Genomic DNA, 21,513 nt, shown 5'->3' with positions numbered 1-21,513 from the left:
ATAATCTACCCTTTTTTTGAAATAGTCTGAAAGAGGCCTAGTTCTTCTGAACTTCTTTCATCATTTCGAACAGCTCTGCGGGAATAGTGTCAGTGAACATATCCCAGACAGGGCGGGTGCGCTTCTTGTATTCTGCCAGCTCTGCTTCGGTGAGCTTGTGAACCTTGATGCCCTGATCGATGAACTTCTGTTCAGCCTTGGCTTCGAGTTCGGCAGTGATACCGCGCTGGTAAGTAAGGGCTTCCTGCGCTGCTTCGTTGATGACTTTCTGGTTCTCAGGGGAGAGTTTTTTCCAGAAGTCGAGGTTCATCATCAGGATGTGCATGCAGTAGTTGTGACGGGAGTCAACAGCGAATTTGATAACTTCATCGTGCTTGGCATCGCAAAGCAGGGAGAAGGTGTTACCTTCAGCATCAACAGTACCCTGCTGCATGGCGGTGTAGGTCTCACCCCAAGCAATGGGAGTGGGGTTCATGCCGAGAGCGTTTGCAACTTCGATTTCAACGGGAGAAGCGGTTACACGTACTTTGAGTTTCTTGAGAGTGTCAGCAGTGGAAATGGGACGGTTGGTGGTAACAAAGTTACGGTAGCCGTATTCGCTGAACATGATGGGCTTCAGGTTGATGGCTTCGGAGACACCGTTGAAGTATTCACCGAGCTTGCCGCTATCAAGGGAAGCGTAAATTTTGGGCTGGTCTTTGATGTCGGTAATGTAGGGCAGGTCAAAGATCATGAACTTGGGTGAGAAGTTCGCCATGTTCGGGGAGGAACTGGATGCCATTTCAAGGGAACCGCGCTGTACGGATTCCATAGCTACGCGGTCACTGCCGAGCATGCAGCTGCCGTAGAGTTCAACTTTAATTTTGCCGGCAGATTTCTTTTCGACCAGTTCTTTGAACTTTTCATAGCCGAGGGTAACGTTGTTACCGGGAGCCATGGGATGTGCAAGACGGATTTTGATTACGTCGCTGTCTTTGGAGCCGCCGACTTTACAACCGGTCAGTGCGAGCAGCATGCAGGAAAGAAGAACAGTCACTTTGAACATTTTTTTTGAAAACATCACATATCCCCCCATAGGACATAAATAGTTTTGGTTAACACAAATCTGGCTTTGCCATTTTTTTCACATTGAGCAATTGCTGTGCCATGAGTGCCCGCTCCTTTTCTTTTACAGGTGTATCAAATAGGGGAAAATAGCGGAGGAAGCGCGTTACCTGTTCTTAACATACGAAGTCTAAGGGTATAGCTGCGGGCGAAGGTGAAAAAGTTCACATCCAGATCTGGTGGGATTGGGATAACGGGAGAGTCGGGTTTTGTAAACCTCTGTTGCAAAACAGCAACAGGAATAAAAAGCTGTGGATGGCTTCTGGTGATTTTTACTTGAATTACTGAGGGATACTGCGTAGAGGTTGCAGAAATGCACCGAGTTGCAAACCTGCACACCGATTGTAAACATCTAAAATCAAAAGAAAAACCCCCGGAAAATTAATTTCCCGGGGGTAACTGCTCACGCAGTTGCAGGTAGTGAGGTCCTTAAAAGAAAATCTTAAAGGCCGAGAACTTTAGCTGCGTTTTTGTACATGACGTTCTCGTAAACGTCTTTTTCAAAGGGCAGGTTGGCGTACTTTTCAAGCTGCTCACGGTAGTCGATGAAAGGGTGTGCGGAAGCGAACATAAGCTTGTCACCGATGATGGTGTTGGCTGCCTGCACGTAAGCTTCAGCCTGAGGCCAGAGTTCGTATTCGGAAATTTCCATGAAAACGTTTTTATTGCGCTGAGTTACAATGATTGCTTCGTTGACCCAGGGGTAGCCGCCATGGCTTATGATGATCTTCAGTTCCGGGAAGTCGCGGGCAACGAAATCGATGTAGCGAGGCGCAACGTGGTCGATGACCGCGCCGGGAACAAAGCTTGCGGTTCCGGTGGTGAAAATGATGGGAATCTCGAGCTCGCAGCACTTGGAGTAAACCGGGTAGTACTTGGCGTCGTTGGGGTAAATCTTGGCGAGATACGGGTCAACAGCAGCACCGCGGATGGAATCATTTTCAGTTACCGCTTTCTGGAGATCACGGATTGCGTCCATGCCTTTATGCGGGTCGATGCCCCAGTAACCGATGAATTTTTCGGGGCATTTTTGACAAAAATCAAGCAGCGCACCGTTGCCGTTAGCCATGGAAGCGTAGGTGGTTTCGCAGTCACGACCGGTGATTACAGCTTTGACCACATTGTTTTCGTCGAGGCCCTTGATGATGTCTTCAAACGGCTCAGGCTTCTGCTTGTGGAATTCAATTGCTTCACAGAGATCCTTGAACATTGCGCTGTTGGCAATGCCGTTGATTACTTCGGGGGTATTGGGTCTGAATCTGAAATCGATAACGTTCATTTGGTTACTCCTTAAAAAGTATTAGTGCGAAATTATGTAACCGCCTTTGAGCAAGCATGATGCCAATCAAAAATGCTGGCAGAAAAATTGCTAATAGAAACCACATACAATTAACCATACAAAGCGGCGAAGCCCAAATAAGAGTTTTGGAAGAGTCCAGAGAAACTTTTTCCAAAAAGTTTCTTTGGTCCCCGAAGGGCCGCCGGAGGCATTCTTGGAAGACTTATTTATATACGTAGGGGCTTGGTTTATTGCCGGGGTGGTCAATCATATTGCGGGCCTTGGCGCGGCCATGGTTGCCATGCCTATTGTGGTTCCGTTTATTCCCATGAGCGTGGCGGTCCCCAGTTCCACTTTAATTGTGCTCAGTCTGAATCTGCAACTGGGTTGGAATTTCAGGAAATATATCAGCTGGATCGATTTGCGCTTTATCTTTCTCGGCGGAATTGTCGGGACGATAGCCGGGGTATATTTGATCAGTTCACTACCCAACGAAACTTTGAAAATGCTCATGGCAATCTTTTTGATCTGCTATGCGGCCTATGCCCTGTTCCTTGAAAAAGGCGGACCGGGGGGTATTAATTCCCGTTGGGGTATGCTGGCTGGCAGCCTGTCCACATTTTTCGGTTCGGCCTTTGGATTCAACGGTCCACCACTTGCTGTTTACACCGCCATGTCCGGCTGGACTGCTGATGCTGCCAAGGGCACGCTGGGGGCCTGTTTTATCCTGACCGGATTCGCCATACTTTCCGGGCAGATGGCTGCGGGCTTGCAAAACACGCAAACTCTGGCCTATTTTCTGGCTGCCTGCCCTGCTGCTTTGCTAGGTGGCTGGGTGGGTATCCGCTGCTCCCGTAATTTCAGGAAAGAGACCAGCCGCAAGGTCCTGCTTGCTCTGATTCTCTTTGCGGGCAGCTCCATTCTTTATTCCTGCATGTAATTAAAGGAAGACTCTGCTATGAAACATGAAGACGTTTATCCCAAAAGAATTTCCCCGAAATATAAGTACGTTATTTCGAATTATCTCTGTCACGTCTTCGATACCATGAGCGACGGCTTGTATATCTCCAACAAGGATGGGGAGACACTTGCCGTAAATACCATGTACGAGAATCTTACCGGGCTGGAAGCAAGTGACCTGCTGGGGCGTAATGTGCGTGATCTGGTCAAGGATGGCACATTTGATGTGGCTCTGAACTCCGAAGTGGTTAAGACCAAAAATAGTGCTACCACAGTGCAGATGACCGGCAAGGGGCGCAAGGTGGTGCTCACCGCTCATCCCATCTTTGATTATGATGAGGATGTAGAGCTCGTCGTCACCTACGTGCGTGATATTGCGCTTATTTCCCAGCTTAAGGATCAGGTCGCGGCTCAGCGACAGCTTATTGATAAGTACCAGCATGGCATTAATCAAAAGCCTGAAACCCTTTATCTTGCCCCGCAGAGCAAGGTTATGAAGGATCTTTTTGCGCAGGTGCAGCGGGTCGCCAAGACCGACGCCACGGTCCTTTACCTCGGGGAAACCGGGGTAGGTAAAGATGTCATGGCCCGCGAGATGCACGATCATAGCAAGCGTAAGAGCAATTCATTTTTCAAAGTCGACTGTACCTGCATCCCGGAAAATCTGATTGAATCAGAACTGTTCGGTTACGCGCCCGGAGCATTTTCCGGTGCTGATTCCAAGGGCAAGCTTGGCCTGTTTGAAATGGCCGACAAAGGGACCCTCTTTCTCGATGAAATCGGGGAATTGCCCATGCCCATGCAGGGCAAGCTGTTGCGGGTTTTGCAGGACGGTGAAATTCAGAGGGTCGGGGCAACAAAAGCGCGTAAAATTGATGTACGGGTTATTGCCGCCACCAACCGCAACCTTGAAGAAGAGGTCAAGAACGGAAATTTCCGCAGCGACCTTTTTTATCGTTTGCAGGTAGCGGTCATCAACATTCCGCCCTTGCGTGATCGGGGCGAGGATCTGCACGCTATTCTCGGATTTTTCCTCAAGCAGTTCAATACCCGCTACAAAAGACAGGTCCGCCTTTCCGCCTATGCAGAAGAGGTCATGCTCAACTACCGCTGGCCCGGTAATATCCGTGAGCTGGAAAACCTGATCCACAGTCTGGTTGTGACCTGCGATAACAACCTGATCCAGATTGAAAATCTGCCCACTGCCATGATCGAGAAAAGTGCGGTTTCCAAAGCTTCCAACGGTCTTGAGCTGAACATAGACGGATACGGGGGCAAGGATCTCAAGGAAATCATGGCTGAGTTCGAAACGCAGGTTTTATTGAATGCGGTGAAGATTCATGGTTCCATCCCCAAAGCAGCCAAGGCCTTGAATGTGAACCGGACTACGGTTTTTAGGAAGTTGAAGAAGGCCGGGGTTGAGATGGACGGGAAGTAGGTTTTTAGTCTTTCGTGAAGATGAATTAAGGGCTTGCGAGTGATCGCAAGCCCTTTTGTTTTTGTGCTGTGTGATGCTTCTTTCTCTGTCCGTCATCTATAAGGCACTTCATGGCTTAATCCTGTAATGGTCAAGGTGCTGAAGCTCTCGGAGTGTTTCTGCTTTGATTGTGTTGGAGAGTTGGGTGCTGATGGAAAGTTTGGGCTGACTTCGTGTTTCTATTTTGATATTAGAGATATTGCAGTTATTTACAATTCGTTGGTTAAGTTTGCTGTAAATTTAAATATTATGCATTTAGGGATAAACTTTAATGAATGTTAGTCTTGAGGTTCTTGGTTCTTTTGAAAAAGTGGTAGGTCATGTCGCATGGCCAATAACATTTTTAGTGACAGTCGTTTTGGTTAAGAATGATTTTTTTGCTCTTCTTAATAAAATTAAGACAGCTAAGTATAAAGATATTCAATTGGACTTGCATGATGAGTTTCAGGAAATAAAAAGTGATGCAGACAAGGCTGGTATTACCGTTCGTTACCCCATATCACCATTGTTGGAAAAATATGAAGAGGCTATAAACAAGTCTCCTGAGTGGGTTTTTATTGAATCATGGAATGAAATTGAAAATATATTGTCTGATGCGGCTAAAAAACTACTTGGATCATCAGAGAGAAGAATTCCTAGTCATCAAATATTAAATGAATTGGAGAGTCGGTCTGTAATTGGAAATGATTTATCCGTGTTGGTGAAAAAATTGCTAAATTTAAGAAATAAAGTTGTACATAAGAATATGCAAGATCCGGGATATACTCATGGAGAAATAATCGAATGGTTAGGTCTTTCTCAAAGTGTTAAAGATCGTTTACAACAAAGAATTGATGCTGTGTTCAAGTAAGATAAAACTTAAGTACTCAATAGTCCTCCAAAAGAACCCAATAAAATCATCCTATGATTAATCCGCAAGCCCTTTGTCTTTTATAAGTGATAAATTTCGGCACTGCATTGACAGCTTTATCAGCTCTGCTAAAGTCTGGTAGTATTCTTACTCTAAACTCAAGGCGGGCCCCTTTATGGACAATGCGACTCAAAATGCAACGCAAGCTGTTGAAGTAGAACACTCTACTCTGTTCGACTGGTTTGATCATATTAAAGAGCTGGGACTTGATGTCTGGCAAAACGGCATACCGGGCGTGAGCCTGATCAATATCGGACAGGCTGTCGGGGTTTTTCTTTTTTTCATCCTTCTGCGTCGGTTTATCACAAAATTTACCATGAACCGTTTGCAGAACATTTTGGAGAAGCATGAAACCCAAGGCGGGGGCAGTGTCCTTAAAGCCCTTGCGGAACCTATCCGTTTTATTCCGGTGGTGCTGGGGCTGTTTTTTGCGGATCAATGTCTGGATTTTCCACTTCCTGTGGAAAAATTTACAAATACCATTGTTAAGGCATTAATCCTGTTCGTAATTTTCTGGTCAGCTTTTAATCTTGTTTCCGTGGCTACCAAAATTTTCCGTAAACTCGAGAAGGTGCTGACTCCATCTCTTGTGGACTGGCTGATCAAGCTGGTTAAGTTTCTCGTTGTCCTTATGGGTGTGGCGAGCATCCTTGAGCTTTTCGGTATCGATATCGGGCCCATCCTCACAGGTCTTGGACTTTTCAGTGTGGCAGTTGCTCTGGGGGCCAAGGACCTTTTTCAGAATATTATTGCCGGAATTTCCATCATTGCCGAAAGCCGCTTTGATGTGGGTGACTGGGTCACTGTTGACGGCAAGGTTGATGGAACAGTTGAGTTTATCGGGTTCCGTTCCACTCGCATCCGCCGTTTTGATAAGGCCCCTGTTTATGTCCCGAACTCGACTCTTTCTGATAACTGCCTGATCAACTTCACCAAGATGACCCACAGGCGTGTTCTCTGGAATATCGGTGTGGAATACCGCACAACAACCGAGCAGCTGAAGCTTATTCAAGAGCGGGTCATGGAATATATTCTGGGCAGTGATGATTACGCTCACCCACCGGAAGTTTCAACCTTCATGCGCGTGGTCCAGTTCGGAGATTCGTCCATCGATTTCCAGCTCTACGCATTCACCAAGACCACCGACTGGCTGGCATGGCTGAAGATAAGGGAAGACCTTGCATACCGCATCAAAGAGATCGTCGAGGTCGAAGCCGGAACCGGATTCGCGTTCCCTTCGCAGTCTATTTATATCGAGACTGTACCGGGAGTTGTTGCGGAGAATTTTGTAAGGCCGGAGGATGAATAGATTCCAGTACTGCGTAGCTCCGGTACAAGATTACAATTAACCCAAGAATCCCCCCGCAGAAATTAATTTCTGCGGGGGGATTCTTATAAGCAACCAGTAACTTAAAAAATGCCCCGCGTAACAAATGTTATGCGGGGCATTTTGGTATGCCGACCTTTAAGTCTGCTGGTTATGCATTCTTAAATTTGAAAAGTACTCTGCACGGAATGTTCCCGGCAACAGGGAACGTGAAGGGATAGTTCCGGGAACATTCCGTGGTGGTGCAGAGTGGAAAAGCTAACCCGTTTTTATAACCGGAGATGACGGCCTGCCGATTTAAAAACGGGAACGGACGCGAGCCAAAGATGATTCAATTGCACTCAAATCCACAAACCACAGCGCATCCGTTCCCATTAAACCACGGGTTAAAAATTATTGTACTTGTCCACCAGAATCTTGATTTTGGCGAAAATTTCATCGTCCAGCTTTTTTGCTGCATCAAGAGGGAATTCACGGCCTAAGTTATCGTACTTGGGCTGACCCAAGCGGTGGTATTCCAGTGCCTCGTATTCACACTTTTCACCGGGAAGCTCGGAGACGAAATTGATGATCTCCATGACATCCTTTTCGGTGTCATTGAAACCGGGGATAATGGGGGTACGGACTCTGATTTTGGTCTTGGGAAAGTGCTCGCGGATTTTTTTCAGATTATTAAGGATAGCCTTGTTGGAGTGGCCGGTGAATTCCTTGTGCTTGTCACTGTTCATGGACTTAATGTCGAACATGAGGGTGTTCACATAGGGCATGCAGGATTCGATTGCCTCCCAGGTGGCCGCGCCGCAGGTTTCAACTGCGGTGTTGATATGGCGGCGGCGTGCTTCGCGCAGCAGAGCAAGAGCGTAGTCGGGCTGGGCAAAAGGTTCGCCGCCGGAGAGGGTCATGCCTCCGCCGGAACGGGCGTAGAACATTTCATCTTCTTCAACGCGTTTGAGTACTTTATCCACAGTCTGTTCTTCACCGTAAATAATGATGGCATCATTAGGGCAAATCTTGGCGAGATGGAGTTCGTTTTTAGCAAGATCGTGAGCGAGATCAATTTTCTCATCTTCACCGAAAGTAATCGCGCCGGAGGCACAATGGTCTACGCAACGGGTGCACTTATCGATGCCCAGACACTTGTTGCGGTTGTAGGCCAGCTCTGGCTGGAAATTCTGTGATTCAGGGTTGGAACACCAAGCGCAACGCAGGGGGCACCCCTTGAGAAATACGAGAGTCCTGATGCCGGGGCCGTCGTGAACGGAATATTTCTGGACGCTGAAAACTATGCCTGTCTGTTTTTTATCAAGAAGAGAACTCATTGTGTGTCTGCCTTATATAGCCCGAGGTTGCCTCTCCGACGGACATGGAAAATTAGGAAATATTTTAGAACCTTGATTATAATACTCTCTGCCATCACAAGTGGCGAAGCCTACTAAAAAGTTTTGGGATTCTTAAACCCTTTTCCCAAAAGGGTTTAAGCCGCCGGAGGCAAAGTGCTTCAAAAAAAGTCGGCGGGCTGAGGAGGATCAGCCCGCCGACCGGACTCACGATGAGGCCTTAAAGGGTGTTGATTATCTTTAAGACTACTAGATGGTTTCGTGTGCGGTTCTTCTGATCAGGTCATCCTGAAGGTCTTTGGACAGGTCGCAGAAGTATGCGGAGTAACCGGCGATACGTACGATCAGGTCGCGGTACTGCTCGGGGTTTTCCTGTGCTTTCTTCAGGGTGTCTGCATTAACCACGTTGAACTGGATGTGCCAGAGACGCAGGTCGCAATAGGTACGGATGAAGTCTACCAACTTCTTGGTGCCTTCTTCGCCTTCAACGCACTTGGGTGTGAACTTGATGTTTACCAGACGTGCAGCACGTTCACGGTAGTTGAAGTTCTTGGTGGTGTAGTTGGAGAGCATTACTGCGGTAGGACCGTTTTTGTCTGCACCGTGGGATGCGGAAGAACCGTCGGACAGCGGAGTGAATGCGTAACGTCCGTTAGGAGTCGCGGATACAACTTTACCGAAAGGTACGTGGGAAGTGAAAGGCACGTAACGAACGTCGAGGTGTACGCCGAGTTCCATCTGGTATTTCTTAGCAAAGCTTACGCAGAGTTCATCCAGTTCTTTGGCAATGGAATCCGGGTAAGGATCGTTGTTACCGAAGCAGGGGATATTCTGGAGCATTGCGCGAACGTCTTCATGACCTTCGAAGTTTGACTTACAAGCTTCGATAACCTGTTCCATGGTCAGAGCTTTGTCTTCGAAGACAAGCTTCTTGATGGCAACGAGGGAGTCAACAACAGTACCGAGGCCCATGAATTCGAAGTAACCGAGGTCGATTCCGCCGGGTACGTCGGGCTGGTGCAGATCGGTGCAGCTTTCCATGCACAGGTCGTGCATTGCGGAACCGAAAGGTGTTGCGAAGTGGTTTTTACGCAGACGGATAACGTTAGCCTGCTGAACAAAGGCGTTCTTCAGGAAGTTGTTATGCTGTGCTTTGTAAGCATCGTAGAACTCGTCCCAAGTTTTGAAAGAACAAGGATCACCGGTTTCGATGGAGAGCTGCTTGTCGCCGTATTTCTGCATCTTTCCGTTGTAAAGAACCATCTCAACCGCTGCAGCGAAGTTGATGTAGGGGTTACCGGAAGTGTAGGTGTCGCGATTGGGCATTCTGATTTCTGCGCAACCGGATACAGCGTAGTCGTAAATTTCTTCGAACTTTGCGCCCTTGGAGAGGTGCAGGGGAATTACTTCTTCATCGTTGATCAGTTTCGGGAAACCGGAACCTTCTTTGATGGTTTCAGCAACTTCAGCAAGGAAACGCTCGGGGGAACGTGCGTGGATACGTGCAGCGAGGTCGGGGTAGTGATGCGGGAACTCACGTTTGGAACGCAGGAACAGGTAGGTGAGATCGTTGGTTGCATCAACGCCGTCTTTGGTCTGGCCACCGACGGTGACTGCTTCCCAGTGTGCGTAGCCTTCGTTGAATGCGCCGCCCTGAGGGGAGATGTAGAGGTCGATGAACTGAGCCATGCCTACATACATGCATTCGATGAATTCGATAGCCTGATCGTCGGTGAGGATACCGGCTTCTACATCCTGCTCGTAGTAGGGGTAGAGGTACTGGTCCATGCGGCCGTTGGAGATGATGGTACCGGTCTTCTGCTCGAGACGGGAGAACATCTGGGTGAACCACTGAGACTGTACAGCTTCGTGAAAGTTGGTAGCAGGCTGTTCGGGAACCTTGCGGCAGATTGCAGCCATGGTTTCCAGTTCAGCTTTGCGGGTAGGATCGGTTTCAGCAGCAGCTTTTTCAGCAGCGAAATCAGCGTGACGGTTAGCCCAAAGGACTACTGCGTCGCAGATGATAATGATCGCTTCGAGGAAAGGAATTTCCTGAGTGTTGGCTTTGGGGGAGAAAGTATCGACGTTGTCGAGTCTTTCCTGTGCTTCAGCACGGATGCCGCCGAAACCACGTTTCAAGATCTTTTCGAAATCGTGAACCCACTGCAGGGAGGAGCGGAAAGAAGAAGTTTCGTTAACGATGAAGCGGGATATGAGACCTTCAGGGTCATCGTAGGTCAGAGCGTGAACGTCTTCGGGCAGAGCCTGATTCAGTGCTTCGTGGTAGGTTTTACCTTTCCAGAAAGGAGCGATTTCTTCGATAACAATTTTAGCGTCTTCTTCAGTAATGGAGAAGGGAGAACCGGAACGTTTGGGCAGTTCTTCAACAGCCATGTCGAGGAAGTCACCGTCCAGTTCGGGGTAAAGGATGCCGTAACGACCGGGGTAGCCGGCACGACCGCAGAGCAGGTTGTCATCATCAATGTATACAGTGATGTTTTCTGCAACATTCTTCATGGCCTTGGCCCAGCGCAGGATCAGGGGCTGGCCTTCGGTTTTTTCCATGGACTTGGTGAAGTAAAGAGCGCGCTCAACATCAATGGCGGGCTTCTGATTCTCGATGGTATCAAGAATTTTGAAAACGCGTTTGTGAGTTTCGCGAAAAGGGTTAGCTTTACCTGCAATCTTATCTTCGAGCATCTGCTCATGAGGTGAACGACAACATTCCATTTGGATTCTCCTTCTATGTTTACTGTGGAAAATTTTTGACCACAATTGTGGGCGAATTACTTTTCCCTTGAGCATGGAGTGTGCCAAAATGAACAAGCCTCATAAGGTGTTGTAAATAAAAACTTTTTAGCTCTGCTTGTTTTTCGGAGGACGTTAGTGGGAAATAGGCCTCACGTTGCAATTCGGAAACAAAAATAGGTCTAGTCCGGTTTATCCAAGTAAAACGGGGAGTAATCACTTTGTGCAGTTTTGCAACGCAGACTTACTGGTTGTTGTTTTGCAACCTGTAGTGTTTTAAGGCATGAAAGCCGCCTCTTCCAAAAAAAGTTCAATTGGAGTAGGAATAAACTACTTTATTTAAGAGGTTGCTGAAGATTTAGGCTGGAGGGGAAAATGAACGAGCTTCGAGATCATGAATTTCAGATTGCCGCGAACAGGGCTTTACTCAAGAATCCTGAAATAAGATTTGCTTTTCAGGATTGCCTGATAGTTTTGCAAAATTATATTCCGGCTGATTACATCAGCCTCCATCTATTTGATGAGGGGTTGGGGATTATTGAAACAGTTGTTGATGCCACAGTTGATTCATCTCCTGAAATAAATAAAACCACGGTGCTTACGCCCGAGGCCCGTGAGATTGCTTCGGCAAGTATTGAGTACATTGACCCGCAGCAGCCGTATGAGATCATTGACCGTCTTGAAGATTCGGTAATGGCCCAGCAGTTGGGCCTTGATCTCGGAACCCCGGATTCCCCCAGTCTGGTTCTGGATCTCTGCCGTGACGGGGTCTATCTCGGTTCGGTTGCTTTAACTGCTGCGCCGGGAGTCTTATACACCCATGAACACGGTGCCTTAATGGCCTTATTGCACGATACAATAGCCTGCGTTGTTTCACAGTTTTTAAATTTTCGGGAATGCATCCGGTTGCGGGCCAGCCTTGCCGACCGGACCAGCCTTTTGCAGGGGGGATTGAACAGTACTCCTGACCATGGGGTGGTCGGTTCAGACGGAGGGCTTAAGGATGCTTTCGATTCCTGCACGCAGGTTGCGCCGACGCAGGCCCCTGTTTTGCTGCTGGGTGAAACCGGTACCGGTAAAGAAGTTCTGGCCGGTGCTATTCACCGCCTGTCCGGTCAGAGCGAGGGGCCTTTTGTTAAGGTTAATTGCGGGGGGATTCCTGCTACCCTGCTGGAAAGTGCTCTCTTTGGACACCGCAAGGGTGCTTTTACCGGTGCAGCTAAAGATGCTGCGGGCTATTTTGAGCGTGCCCGTGGCGGGACAATTTTTCTGGATGAGATCGGCGAACTTTCCCTTGAGGCCCAAACAAGGTTCCTGCATGTTTTGCAGGACGGCAGCTTTGAGCGCGTAGGCGGGAGCAAGCCTCGAGTTGCAGATGTGCGGGTTGTTGCCGCAACCCACCGCAATCTAGCAGAATTGGTGGAACTGGGAGCATTCCGGCAGGATCTGTTTTTCAGACTCAATGTTTTTCCTATTACAATTCCGCCGTTGAGATTGCGCAGGAGTGATATTCCCCCGCTTACGGCTCATTTTATCAAAAAAATTGCCGGGGAGATGAGTCTGGAGATTCTTCCCGTGCTGGCTCCCGGAGCTGTGGACAGCCTGCTCGATTACAACTGGCCGGGAAATGTTCGTGAGCTTGAGAATGTTATTGAGAGGGCTGTCATAACGCAGCGTGGGCTGCCGTTGAGTTTTGAGTTGTCCAATCTGCCCGGGCAGTGTTCAATTTTTAAAGAAGAACCTGATCTGAATTTTGAGTCTGCTGTTACTGATATACTTGTCCGCGCCCTTAATCGCTCCAAGGGACGTATCGAAGGGGAAGGCGGGGCTGCCGAGATATTGGGGCTTCATCCCCGAACCCTGCAAAGCAGGCTCAAGAAGATGGGCATTCCTTTCGGTCGCAAGGCCATAGGATTGTATAGAAAAGCAAACTAACTCTTAAATAGAAGAGATTGATCTCTGATATTCAGGAGTTTTCAACAGCCGGGTGTGTGTTGAACCTTGCAAGACTTTGATTTTATGTACTAAATTTTGTGGCATATTGTGGTATGTCTATTGCTTTTATTAATGCGTCTTTTAATAACGCATTAAGATGAGGAATAGCTCATGATCCGCCTGCTTACCGTTCAAGTAAAAGTCCTTTCATTTTTACTTTCGCTCTTTAGTTTAACCTTTCCTTTACAATCGCACGCACGCCCTCTCCCCGCTACATCTTGGGTTGAGAACAGTCCCTCCTCAATGCAGGTTAACTTTAACAGTCTGGCAACAGACAATGTTAACTGTATTGTGGGGGTCTGTGATGAAGGTAAGATTTATTATTTGGAAATGGCAGTTGCTAACGGGGCGAGTCCGTTTTGGCGTAAAGCCGATGTTTTCGGCCAGAAAGATTATCGGGCCGTTGCCGGTGCTTCCGGATGCTTTATGGCTGTAAACGCAGATCAGTGGTTTGTGGGGAATTGGAATTCACCGACAGATTTTAAGTGGTACAGGATGGGGACTTTCGGGGCTGCGGCTACAGCTGGAGAGTTTGTGGGACTGGTACATGTCAGCGGTGATGTTTTCATGGCAGTTACCGGCAAAGGCAAGTTGTTCAGGATCAAAGGAATGCAGATACACGAGGTTGTCGATGTCCCCCTGTCCGGGATGGCTGCGAAATTCGGGGTAATAGGTCTTTCCCGGCTGAGTGATACAGAATTTATTATCTACGGTTACCCCGGCGCGGATGATGCCAACATGTTCAGGGTTAAGTTCGGGGGAACGGACATAGACTCAGCCATAGATCCGGTGGCAAACGGATATTCCGGCACAATTTATAAAATAAAACAGGGCGGCAAGTTTGTAGAAATTAATGATCTGGCCTTCCTCAATGATCAGAAATGGTATGTGGCAGGCCAAAACGGAATTATGGGCTACGGAACAGGAACTCTTGCTTCCAGTGGGCCAACGTTTGAATATACAACAACTTCAACAATCCAAGGGGACATTCCCAACCATGTGACTGCTGTGGGCGTCGGCAGCAGGGCCGGGTTTCATGAAGCTTTCGCAGGCACTGAAGGCGGCAGGATTTTTTATACGAAGTTGCAGGACTCCGGTGTCCGGGAAATGAGAGAGGGGTTTCCCGGAATGTGTACCGAAAATTTCAATGATCTTGTTTTTATGGAAGTGGCGGATTCCGATAGTGATTACAGGGCTTTTTTGGGCGGGAATAATGGAATGGGGGTTTATGCCAAATCGCATGGTGTCGAATTGCGGGGGCATCATTTCTCTTCTGAGCAGAAGGAAGTATTCCGCTGGTATGTAAAAAAGCTTTGTTTTGTCTCCCCTCAAAGGGTCTTTGCCGGAGGGACTAACGGTTTCTTCTATCGCGGGGACAAAGGAGATGACGGTTCGTTCAATTGGCATAAGTGCGATTTTCAGGCTCTCGGTTCCGCTGAACTCGGACAGATGGCTAAGTGCGCTGATACTCTGTACGCCCTTTGGGGGACTGACGGTGATGATTTCAGTATAGCCAAATTCAATCTTGAAGGAGAGTTTCAGGCTGCTACACGTGACAACATCACAGCAGGTACCACTAATACTGTCGCCATTGATTCGGGTGCAGGGAAGCGTTTGTTTATAGGCACGACAAAGGGTGTCTATCTCTATGCTGACGGGAATCCCGATATTAACAAGCTGACCATAACCGGGGTGGAGAATTTCGATGCATACTGGGTTGCCGGGAAGGACAGGGATAAACTTTACGTTGTCGGTACTAAAAATTTCGGTGGCGATTCAGTGCTGTTCAGTATCACTGATCAGGGCGGTTCATGGGCTGGCAGCGTAATTAAAGAACTGCCAGGCGTGTTTACCGGGGGTATGACCATACTGGACGGAAAAGTATATATCTGCGGTCTTAAAGTGGCAACCAATAAGGGGTATCTGGCAGAATATGATGGAAATGCTTTTTCAGAGCTTTCTGCTGGGCCAACAGGAATTGCGCTGGGAGATCCGTGGGGCTACGGGGATTATTTGTATATTTGTGGTTACGGGAAAGACGGATATACTTATAATTACAATATTAAAACAAAAGTCTGGACCTCTGAATCAGTCACTTCAAATGCGCTCCAATGTCTCGGAGGTTCCGGTGAAGGCGGAATCCTTATGACCGGGGGCAAAGACGGGCGGGTGTTCCGTACCAAGATCAGCACCGATAGCGGAGAAGAGACTTCCACCGAAGTGCTTCCGGCTACGGGAGAGGATGCGGATCTCATTGCTTCCAACAATCCGGTTAAAAGAAGCTCATCCGAACTGAAGCAGCAGTTTAATACTGCTCCGGGTTTTGAACCGCTGGGCAATGTAGAGGATTTTACCACCAAGACCACACTTGCGGCCGGATCAGTGCATTGTTTTAAATTCAACGTCACCCCAGATGTAACTGTGGGGGTTAATGACTGCCATCTCTACAAACTGATTTCGTCTTCCAGTTCAAGCACTGATTACACAAGACTCAACGAGATTCCCGTACAGGCTGATTACGCTCACGGAACCTACTGGCTGACTGATCCTGACGGTGTTGTGAAGGTTTCCGGCGAGCAATTGCAGGCGGGTACGATTTATACGGTTTTCTTTGTGATTGAGGATAACGGCAATGTTTATGATGCCGATCCTACATTGGGAACAATCGCTGATCCTACTGTTTTCGGATATTCCGGTTCCGGCGGGGGCGGCTGCGTCCTTGATCCCAATCAGGAAGATTGCATGGATCTGACGTGGATGCTTTTCGGCATGGCGGTGATTACGCTGCTGCTTCGTGAGATGTTTTTAAGTTGAAACACTTCATATCTTTGGGACATGCTTACAAGTCCCTGCATAGCGGCAGCGTATGATGGGGATTCGAAACCGACATAAAAGCCGGCGACCATCCTGCTGAAGACATCAATGACCATGTAGATAACCGGCCGACCGACAATGTTGCCGCGGTCACTGTCTGAACCGAGGTAGATGTCTGCAATTGTAGCATCAATTTCAAAACGGGAACCAGGGCCTAGAACGTTGCTATTAGCAGTTCCTTTGAGAGGTCGGACATCTTTCGTGTATTCAATGGCATTTGTACGCTTTATTAATTTCTCAACCTGACTGTATTCGCGCTTATAAAAATGGAGCATCTGCCACTTTGTAGGAATTTTAGACTCAGGAACTTCAGGAAAATAGTTATTATAGAGCTCGGCGAATCTTCTATGCGCGTAAGGGACACTAATACCCTTATCTTTCAGCAGATGCTTATCAATAGCGATCCTGAAAAGACGTTCAACTTGATCGTCAACAATAGCTTCAACACGTATAAGCAGCCCTTCCTCTAATGCAGAACGTAATTCTCTGGTAAGCATAACTACCGGGAAGGCTTTTGGATCAGCAACATCAATCCAAACCAACTGCTCTGGAAGGAGTAGTAAAACACGGAACAAATTCTCTTCGTATTTGAGGACTTCATTGATTCTAAACATTAATCGCCTCCAAAACAGAAATATCATCCACAAAACTAATCTCCGCAGGAGTTAGCTTTCTGAACGGAATATTCACATCAAAAGAGAGCAATCGACTCGCTAAAAGCCCTCTGATTTCTGCCAGCGACCCTCCTGCTTCATAGTCGTATTTAACGTCCAATGTCTTTGAAATTTTAATTATGGTTGAGGCGGGAGTTTTCGAAAAATGATGAAAATAAAATTTCAATTGCTTTGCCAACTCAAACGTAATCTCCTGCTGCAACGGGAACTGCTTTCGTATTTCAGTTGTTTTGGGAGACCAATCGAGAATTAAAAAGACTGCCAGCTCCAGATCGGAAAAGAGATGGTGTGTTCGCCGGGATTTATGCCCAGAACCACGCCCCTCTTTGCTTCACTTCTTGATCTTTTCCTCTGTTAATCCGCTACTACCTTTTTGACATAAGAAAAGCCGTTCCTGATTTAATCAGGAACGGCTCAGTATTAACGCCTTTGCCAGTATGCTTTTTTACGGACTAGTTAGACAAAAAGTCAATTATTACAACTACATAAACTATTCGACCGTCACGGATTTTGCGAGATTACGGGGCTGGTCTACATCCTTGCCGAGATAGTCGGCAGTTTCGTAAGCGAAGAGCTGCAAGGCCGGGAGGGCGATAAATGTGTTCAGGGGTCCCCATACTTCGGGGAGGGACCAACGTTGTTCCACGTCAAGATCGACGCCGGGATTGGTCAGAGCAATAATCTCGCCGCCACGGGCCTGAACTTCCACCAGGTTTGATTTAACCTTGGGGAAAAGATCATCATTAAGAGCCATGGCAAAGGTGGGGAACTTGGGATCAATGAGCGCGATAGGACCGTGCTTCATCTCACCGGAAGCGTAGCCTTCGGCATGGATGTAAGAAATTTCCTTCAGCTTGAGCGCACCTTCAAGAGCCAGCGGAAAGTAGAGTCCGCGACCAAGGAAGAAAAAGCTGTTCGCTTCGGAATATTCACGGCTCAGTTCCTGAGCACGGCTGCGCATGGCGGGCAGTGCCGCTTCAAGAATTGAAGGTATGTTACGCATGTCCGCGGCAGCGCGGCTGTAGGTAGTCGCATCAATGACGCCTTTTCTCTTACCCCAGTATAGGGCCAGCAGCAGGAGTGCGGTGAGCTGGCTGCACATAGCCTTGGTGGAGGCAACGCTGATCTCCGGTCCGGCCTGAGTATACATGACGTGATCTGATTCTCTAGCCACGCTGGAACCGACCACGTTACACAGACCGATAATGGACAGCCCCTTCTCCTTAGCCAGCTTGATTCCGGCAAGGGTGTCGGCTGTTTCACCGGACTGACTGATAGCCAAAGCAACCCCGCCCTTGGCAAGCAGGGGATCGCGGTAACGGAACTCGGAAGCAATCTCCACTTCCACCGGGATCTTGGCCCACTGCTCGATGAGGTATTTACCCCACAACCCGGCATGATAGGAAGTTCCACAGGCAATGATATGCAACCTTTCCGGCGGCTCCATTCCTTCAACTTCGGGCAGGATGATCTCATTTTTCGCCTGATCAACACGTCCGGCAAGACAATCAGAGATAACCTTGGGCTGTTCAAAAATTTCCTTGATCATGAAATGCTTGTGCCCGCCCTTCTGCGCGGCCTGCACATCCCAATTGATGGTCTTAACTTCCTTTTCCACCGGCTCAAGGGTCTCAGCATTGAACACTTCCCATGAAGAAGAAGTAATCTTGACCAGTTCGCCGTCCTCAATGAAAACCACTTCACGAGTATAAGGCAGAAATGCTGGGATATCGGAAGCAACAAAATTTTCCCCTGTACCGACACCCATAACCATGGGACTGGCAACTCGGGCGGCATAGACCGTGCCTGGTTCGTCAATGGAAACCACGGCGATGGCGTATGCCCCTTCAACCTGCTTCAAAGCCCATGAAATGGATTCAAGCATGGTGGAGTTGTGCTTACGGCCCTCGGCAATGAGGTTGCAGAGCACTTCGGAATCAGTATCGGAACGAAATTCATAGCCTTTAGCAAGAAGTTCGGTCTTGATTTCCTGATAATTTTCAATGATCCCGTTATGGATCATAGCGATATTCTTTTCGTGATCCAGATGCGGATGGGCGTTGCGTTCCACTGGTACGCCGTGAGTGGCCCAGCGGGTATGGCCTACGCCGAAGGTGGAATTGGTTACATTTACCTTAGCCAGCTTTTCATCAAGAGCGGCAAGTTTGCCTTCGGCACGGACCAGCTCAATTTCCTTGTTCTGGATGGTGGCAACACCCGCAGAGTCATATCCGCGGTATTCAAGACGTCTCAAGCCCTCAACAATAAGAGGAACTGCGGGACGATGTCCGGCATATCCGATGATTCCACACATATATTTATCTCCAATTTAATTTTATTTGGATGCGCTGCGCGCTTTTTATTGAAATCATTTTGCCTCCGGCGGCTCTCCGAGGGCCAAAGAAACTTTTTGAAAAAAGTTTCTCTGGACTCTTCAAAAACTTTTAATAAGCTTCGCTGCCTTTGGCTATAAAGACGTTATTCAATCTAAAACTATCTGAAACTTACTTGCTGATTTTCTCTTGAAAACCGGCCCATTGTTCCATGAGTGAACGCAGAGCCTTACCCCGGTGAGAACGGGCATTCTTGGTTTCACGGGTCATTTCCGCTGCAACGCAATCGAGTTCAGGATCAAAGAAAAGAGGATCGTAGCCGAAACCCTGCTTGCCGGTCAGTTCAAAAGCAATGCGTCCTTCCCATTCGCCACGACTCTGGATGCGGATATTGTCGGGAGTGGCCGCCACCATGACACAAACAAAGCGGGCAGTGCGCTCTTCTTCGGACACACCGTCCAGCTCTTCAAGCAGCTTGGCATTATTCTTTTCGGGAGTAGCGTCTTCGCCGCTGTAGCGGGCGGAATAAACACCGGGACGACCGCCGAGAGCATCAACTTCAAGCCCTGAATCATCAGCAACAGCCACCAGCCCGGTCAGGTTGGCAACGGTTTGGGCCTTTATGATGGCATTTTCAAGGAAGGTTTCACCCGGCTCGGGAATCTCCCCGATTTCAGGGAATTGATCCAGACCCTTCACTTCCAGACCCAGATCTTTAAGAAGCTCATCAAACTCAGCAATTTTGCCCTTATTGGTGGTGGCAAGAACAACTGTTTTCAAAACAATCTCCCGTAGAAATATTATATAATTTTGAGAGTTAACTGACTAAAAACAACTAGGGAGTGCAGAGGGGCTTAGCCCTTCTGCCCGCCGGAGGCGAAATGCGACAATCAAAAGCGCGATAGCGCATCAAAATTATGCTTTGGAACTAATACGCTGTAGACGCTGTTTAGGCAACTGGAGCTTTACGCAGCAGCAGGGCCACGCTGGTGCCTTTGCCCGGACGGCTGGCAAGCTCCACATCTCCGCCGAATTCTTCCATGATCTTCTTGACCATGGGCAGTCCGAGACCATTACCGTAAACCTTGCTGGAATAGAAAGGATCAAAAACATGGGTACGGAGATCATCAGAAATTCCGGGTCCACTGTCACGTACTTCCAGCCAGACATGCCCTTCACTTATGCCACTGGAAATTTTAAGTCTGCCGCCATCCGGCATAGCTTCCATGGAATTCTTAACCAGATTGATCAAACACTGGCGAATCTGCTCCGTACCGCCGACACCGAGCGGATGACAGGGATCAAGATCCATATCCACTTCGATCTCCTGCAACTGACAGCCCATGGAAAGAAGCTGCATGGCATCAGCTGCCACCCGATTGACGTCGATATTGTTCTTCTGAACATCCTTTGAACGTACAAAACTGAGAATACTTTTAAGCAGACGGTCCAGCCGCTGGGCTTCCTCGAGGATAATCTTGATTTTTTCCTGTCCGGAAGAATCTATGCTCTCATCCTTCATCAAAGCTTTGGCAAATCCCCCCATAGCCATGAGCGGATTACGGATTTCATGAGCAATGTAAGCGGAAAGTTCCCCCACGGTGGCCATACGTTCCGATTGTTGCAGACGCTGCTCAATTTGAGTCCGCTCGGTAATATTCCTGCAAATAACCACCAGCTGCACAACATTATCCGTACCTTCTTCAGCGATGGGATAAACATAAAGGCGGTAATAATGCATCTTACCCTGCTCATCGCTCTCAGAAAACATGCGCTCATCATTATGACGGAGCATACCCGAAACATCTATAAACCCGTCTTTGACAGGACAAAGAAATGTAAGTGAGTTGTAAAAATCAAGAGGATTCCTGCCTTGCAGTTCGGAAAGGCTCAGCCCGGAACGCTCAGCCAAATGGTTATTGCAGTCCAGAATCACTCCATCCGGGCCGACAATGAGTATATCTTCAGGAAATTGATCAACTACCGATTTAAACAACGCCTGCGTCTGCATAAGGTTGGCCTTGCAGGCAATCCATAAACGGTCAGTAGCATGCAGCCTGAGAAAAAAACGGGCAGCGGGAAGTTCAACAAGGGCAACTTCCGGCGGCAGGGAAGAACGCAACTGGGCAACCATCTCAGGTTCCCCGGAAAGCTCAAAAACCATAGCTATGGAAGGATGCGCGGAGAGCATGGACTCCACATCCGCGTAGAGAGGAAAATCATGACCGCCCTGAAGGGGGTTACCGGATTCATCTATGAGCACCCCGGCCTCCAGCACAATTCCCGCAGCATCACGACTGCTTTCGTGCAGCATCAATGACAGTGCGGAAAGCGCGAATGAACGCCCCACTATCCCGATGCAATCTTTTTTTATATCAATAAAATCTTCAAGCATTTCTGCTCCGTCCCGCCCCTTTGGTTCTAAAAACATTTTCAGATTACACTATTTTCAGAAAAATGGGCACCGAAGAATCCCACTAATTAGCACTTTGCAC

15 protein-coding genes are annotated in these 21,513 nt (G+C 48.2%); 6 read left to right on the top strand and 9 right to left on the bottom strand.

Annotation, left to right across the window (positions count from 1 at the left end):
- Window positions 1-37: 37 nt before the first annotated feature.
- Both FMS18_RS06040 and FMS18_RS06035 read right to left on the bottom strand, forming a co-directional pair.
- Window positions 38-1,015, bottom strand: a complete 978-nt coding sequence (locus FMS18_RS06040; protein ID WP_239060972.1) for a TRAP transporter substrate-binding protein — start codon at window positions 1,013-1,015, stop codon at window positions 38-40.
- Between the two features lie 531 nt (window positions 1,016-1,546).
- The gene (locus FMS18_RS06035) at window positions 1,547-2,383 is read right to left on the bottom strand and encodes an amidohydrolase family protein (RefSeq protein ID WP_163292849.1); all 837 of its coding nucleotides are present in this window, start codon (window positions 2,381-2,383) and stop codon (window positions 1,547-1,549) included.
- Between the two features lie 214 nt (window positions 2,384-2,597).
- Between FMS18_RS06035 and FMS18_RS06030 the strand changes: the two genes are divergently transcribed.
- From FMS18_RS06030 to FMS18_RS06015, 4 genes are all read left to right on the top strand, one after another.
- Window positions 2,598-3,323 carry a sulfite exporter TauE/SafE family protein gene (locus tag FMS18_RS06030; protein ID WP_163292848.1) on the top strand — a complete coding sequence of 242 codons (726 nt, stop codon included), beginning with the start codon at window positions 2,598-2,600 and terminating at the stop codon, window positions 3,321-3,323.
- An 18-nt stretch (window positions 3,324-3,341) separates the two neighbouring features.
- Entirely contained in the window at window positions 3,342-4,781 is a 1,440-nt protein-coding gene (locus FMS18_RS06025; protein WP_163292847.1) for a sigma-54-dependent Fis family transcriptional regulator, read from the top strand.
- A gap of 310 nt (window positions 4,782-5,091) precedes the next feature.
- A complete protein-coding gene (locus tag FMS18_RS06020) occupies window positions 5,092-5,670 on the top strand; it encodes a hypothetical protein (RefSeq protein WP_163292846.1) in 579 nt (192 codons plus the stop codon).
- A 175-nt stretch (window positions 5,671-5,845) separates the two neighbouring features.
- Window positions 5,846-7,039, top strand: coding sequence for a mechanosensitive ion channel family protein (locus FMS18_RS06015; protein ID WP_163292845.1), 1,194 nt, complete (start codon window positions 5,846-5,848; stop codon window positions 7,037-7,039).
- 404 nt (window positions 7,040-7,443) lie between these two features.
- On the opposite strand, the gene FMS18_RS06010 is transcribed toward FMS18_RS06015, so the two are convergent.
- Window positions 7,444-8,376: a glycyl-radical enzyme activating protein gene (locus tag FMS18_RS06010; protein WP_163292844.1), complete on the bottom strand. Its 933-nt coding sequence runs from the start codon at window positions 8,374-8,376 to the stop codon at window positions 7,444-7,446.
- Between the two features lie 267 nt (window positions 8,377-8,643).
- Window positions 8,644-11,124, bottom strand: coding sequence for a glycyl radical protein (locus tag FMS18_RS06005; protein ID WP_163292843.1), 2,481 nt, complete (start codon window positions 11,122-11,124; stop codon window positions 8,644-8,646).
- A gap of 393 nt (window positions 11,125-11,517) precedes the next feature.
- On the opposite strand from FMS18_RS06005, the gene FMS18_RS06000 reads away from it, so the two are divergent.
- The gene (locus tag FMS18_RS06000) at window positions 11,518-13,077 is read left to right on the top strand and encodes a sigma-54-dependent Fis family transcriptional regulator (protein ID WP_163292842.1); all 1,560 of its coding nucleotides are present in this window, start codon (window positions 11,518-11,520) and stop codon (window positions 13,075-13,077) included.
- A 303-nt stretch (window positions 13,078-13,380) separates the two neighbouring features.
- Window positions 13,381-15,951: a hypothetical protein gene (locus FMS18_RS05995; protein WP_163292841.1), complete on the top strand. Its 2,571-nt coding sequence runs from the start codon at window positions 13,381-13,383 to the stop codon at window positions 15,949-15,951.
- Here the strand turns inward: FMS18_RS05995 and FMS18_RS05990 are convergent.
- The 5 genes from FMS18_RS05990 to FMS18_RS05970 form a co-directional block, all read right to left on the bottom strand.
- Window positions 15,867-16,625 carry a hypothetical protein gene (locus tag FMS18_RS05990; protein WP_163292840.1) on the bottom strand — a complete coding sequence of 253 codons (759 nt, stop codon included), beginning with the start codon at window positions 16,623-16,625 and terminating at the stop codon, window positions 15,867-15,869. The genes FMS18_RS05995 and FMS18_RS05990 overlap by 85 nt on opposite strands.
- On the bottom strand, window positions 16,618-16,887 hold the full coding sequence (locus FMS18_RS05985) for a TnsA endonuclease C-terminal domain-containing protein (protein ID WP_239060954.1): 270 nt from the start codon (window positions 16,885-16,887) through the stop codon (window positions 16,618-16,620). Before FMS18_RS05985 ends, FMS18_RS05990 begins: the two co-directional genes overlap by 8 nt.
- A 288-nt stretch (window positions 16,888-17,175) precedes the next feature.
- Entirely contained in the window at window positions 17,176-18,999 is a 1,824-nt protein-coding gene (gene glmS / locus FMS18_RS05980) for a glutamine--fructose-6-phosphate transaminase (isomerizing) (protein ID WP_163292839.1), read from the bottom strand.
- A gap of 190 nt (window positions 19,000-19,189) precedes the next feature.
- Window positions 19,190-19,804: an XTP/dITP diphosphatase gene (locus FMS18_RS05975; RefSeq protein WP_163293053.1), complete on the bottom strand. Its 615-nt coding sequence runs from the start codon at window positions 19,802-19,804 to the stop codon at window positions 19,190-19,192.
- Window positions 19,805-19,967: 163 nt separating this feature from the next.
- Window positions 19,968-21,413 (bottom strand): nitrogen regulation protein NR(II), encoded by a 1,446-nt coding sequence (locus FMS18_RS05970; protein WP_163292838.1) that lies wholly within the window; start codon window positions 21,411-21,413, stop codon window positions 19,968-19,970.
- Window positions 21,414-21,513 lie beyond the last annotated feature (100 nt).

The sequence above is a fragment of the Desulfovibrio sp. JC022 genome (genome assembly GCF_010470665.1).
Taxonomy (GTDB): domain Bacteria; phylum Desulfobacterota; class Desulfovibrionia; order Desulfovibrionales; family Desulfovibrionaceae; genus Maridesulfovibrio.
The sequence above is the reverse complement of the archived record's forward strand: the minus strand, read 5'-3'. Positions and strand labels throughout refer to the sequence as shown.

What these genes read in the sequence shown, in the direction of transcription:
- FMS18_RS06040 (WP_239060972.1), bottom strand. Translation starts at nt 1,015, where the DNA reads ATGCTGCTCGCACTGACCGGTTGTAAAGTCGGCGGCTCCAAAGACAGC.
- FMS18_RS06010 (WP_163292844.1), bottom strand. Translation starts at nt 8,376, where the DNA reads ATGAGTTCTCTTCTTGATAAAAAACAGACAGGCATAGTTTTCAGCGTC.
- FMS18_RS06035 (WP_163292849.1), bottom strand. Translation starts at nt 2,383, where the DNA reads ATGAACGTTATCGATTTCAGATTCAGACCCAATACCCCCGAAGTAATC.
- FMS18_RS06000 (WP_163292842.1), top strand. Translation starts at nt 11,518, where the DNA reads ATGAACGAGCTTCGAGATCATGAATTTCAGATTGCCGCGAACAGGGCT.
- FMS18_RS06020 (WP_163292846.1), top strand. Translation starts at nt 5,092, where the DNA reads ATGAATGTTAGTCTTGAGGTTCTTGGTTCTTTTGAAAAAGTGGTAGGT.
- FMS18_RS05970 (WP_163292838.1), bottom strand. Translation starts at nt 21,413, where the DNA reads ATGCTTGAAGATTTTATTGATATAAAAAAAGATTGCATCGGGATAGTG.
- FMS18_RS05990 (WP_163292840.1), bottom strand. Translation starts at nt 16,625, where the DNA reads ATGTTTAGAATCAATGAAGTCCTCAAATACGAAGAGAATTTGTTCCGT.
- FMS18_RS06025 (WP_163292847.1), top strand. Translation starts at nt 3,342, where the DNA reads ATGAAACATGAAGACGTTTATCCCAAAAGAATTTCCCCGAAATATAAG.
- FMS18_RS06005 (WP_163292843.1), bottom strand. Translation starts at nt 11,124, where the DNA reads ATGGAATGTTGTCGTTCACCTCATGAGCAGATGCTCGAAGATAAGATT.
- glmS (WP_163292839.1), bottom strand. Translation starts at nt 18,999, where the DNA reads ATGTGTGGAATCATCGGATATGCCGGACATCGTCCCGCAGTTCCTCTT.
- FMS18_RS05995 (WP_163292841.1), top strand. Translation starts at nt 13,381, where the DNA reads ATGCAGGTTAACTTTAACAGTCTGGCAACAGACAATGTTAACTGTATT.
- FMS18_RS06015 (WP_163292845.1), top strand. Translation starts at nt 5,846, where the DNA reads ATGGACAATGCGACTCAAAATGCAACGCAAGCTGTTGAAGTAGAACAC.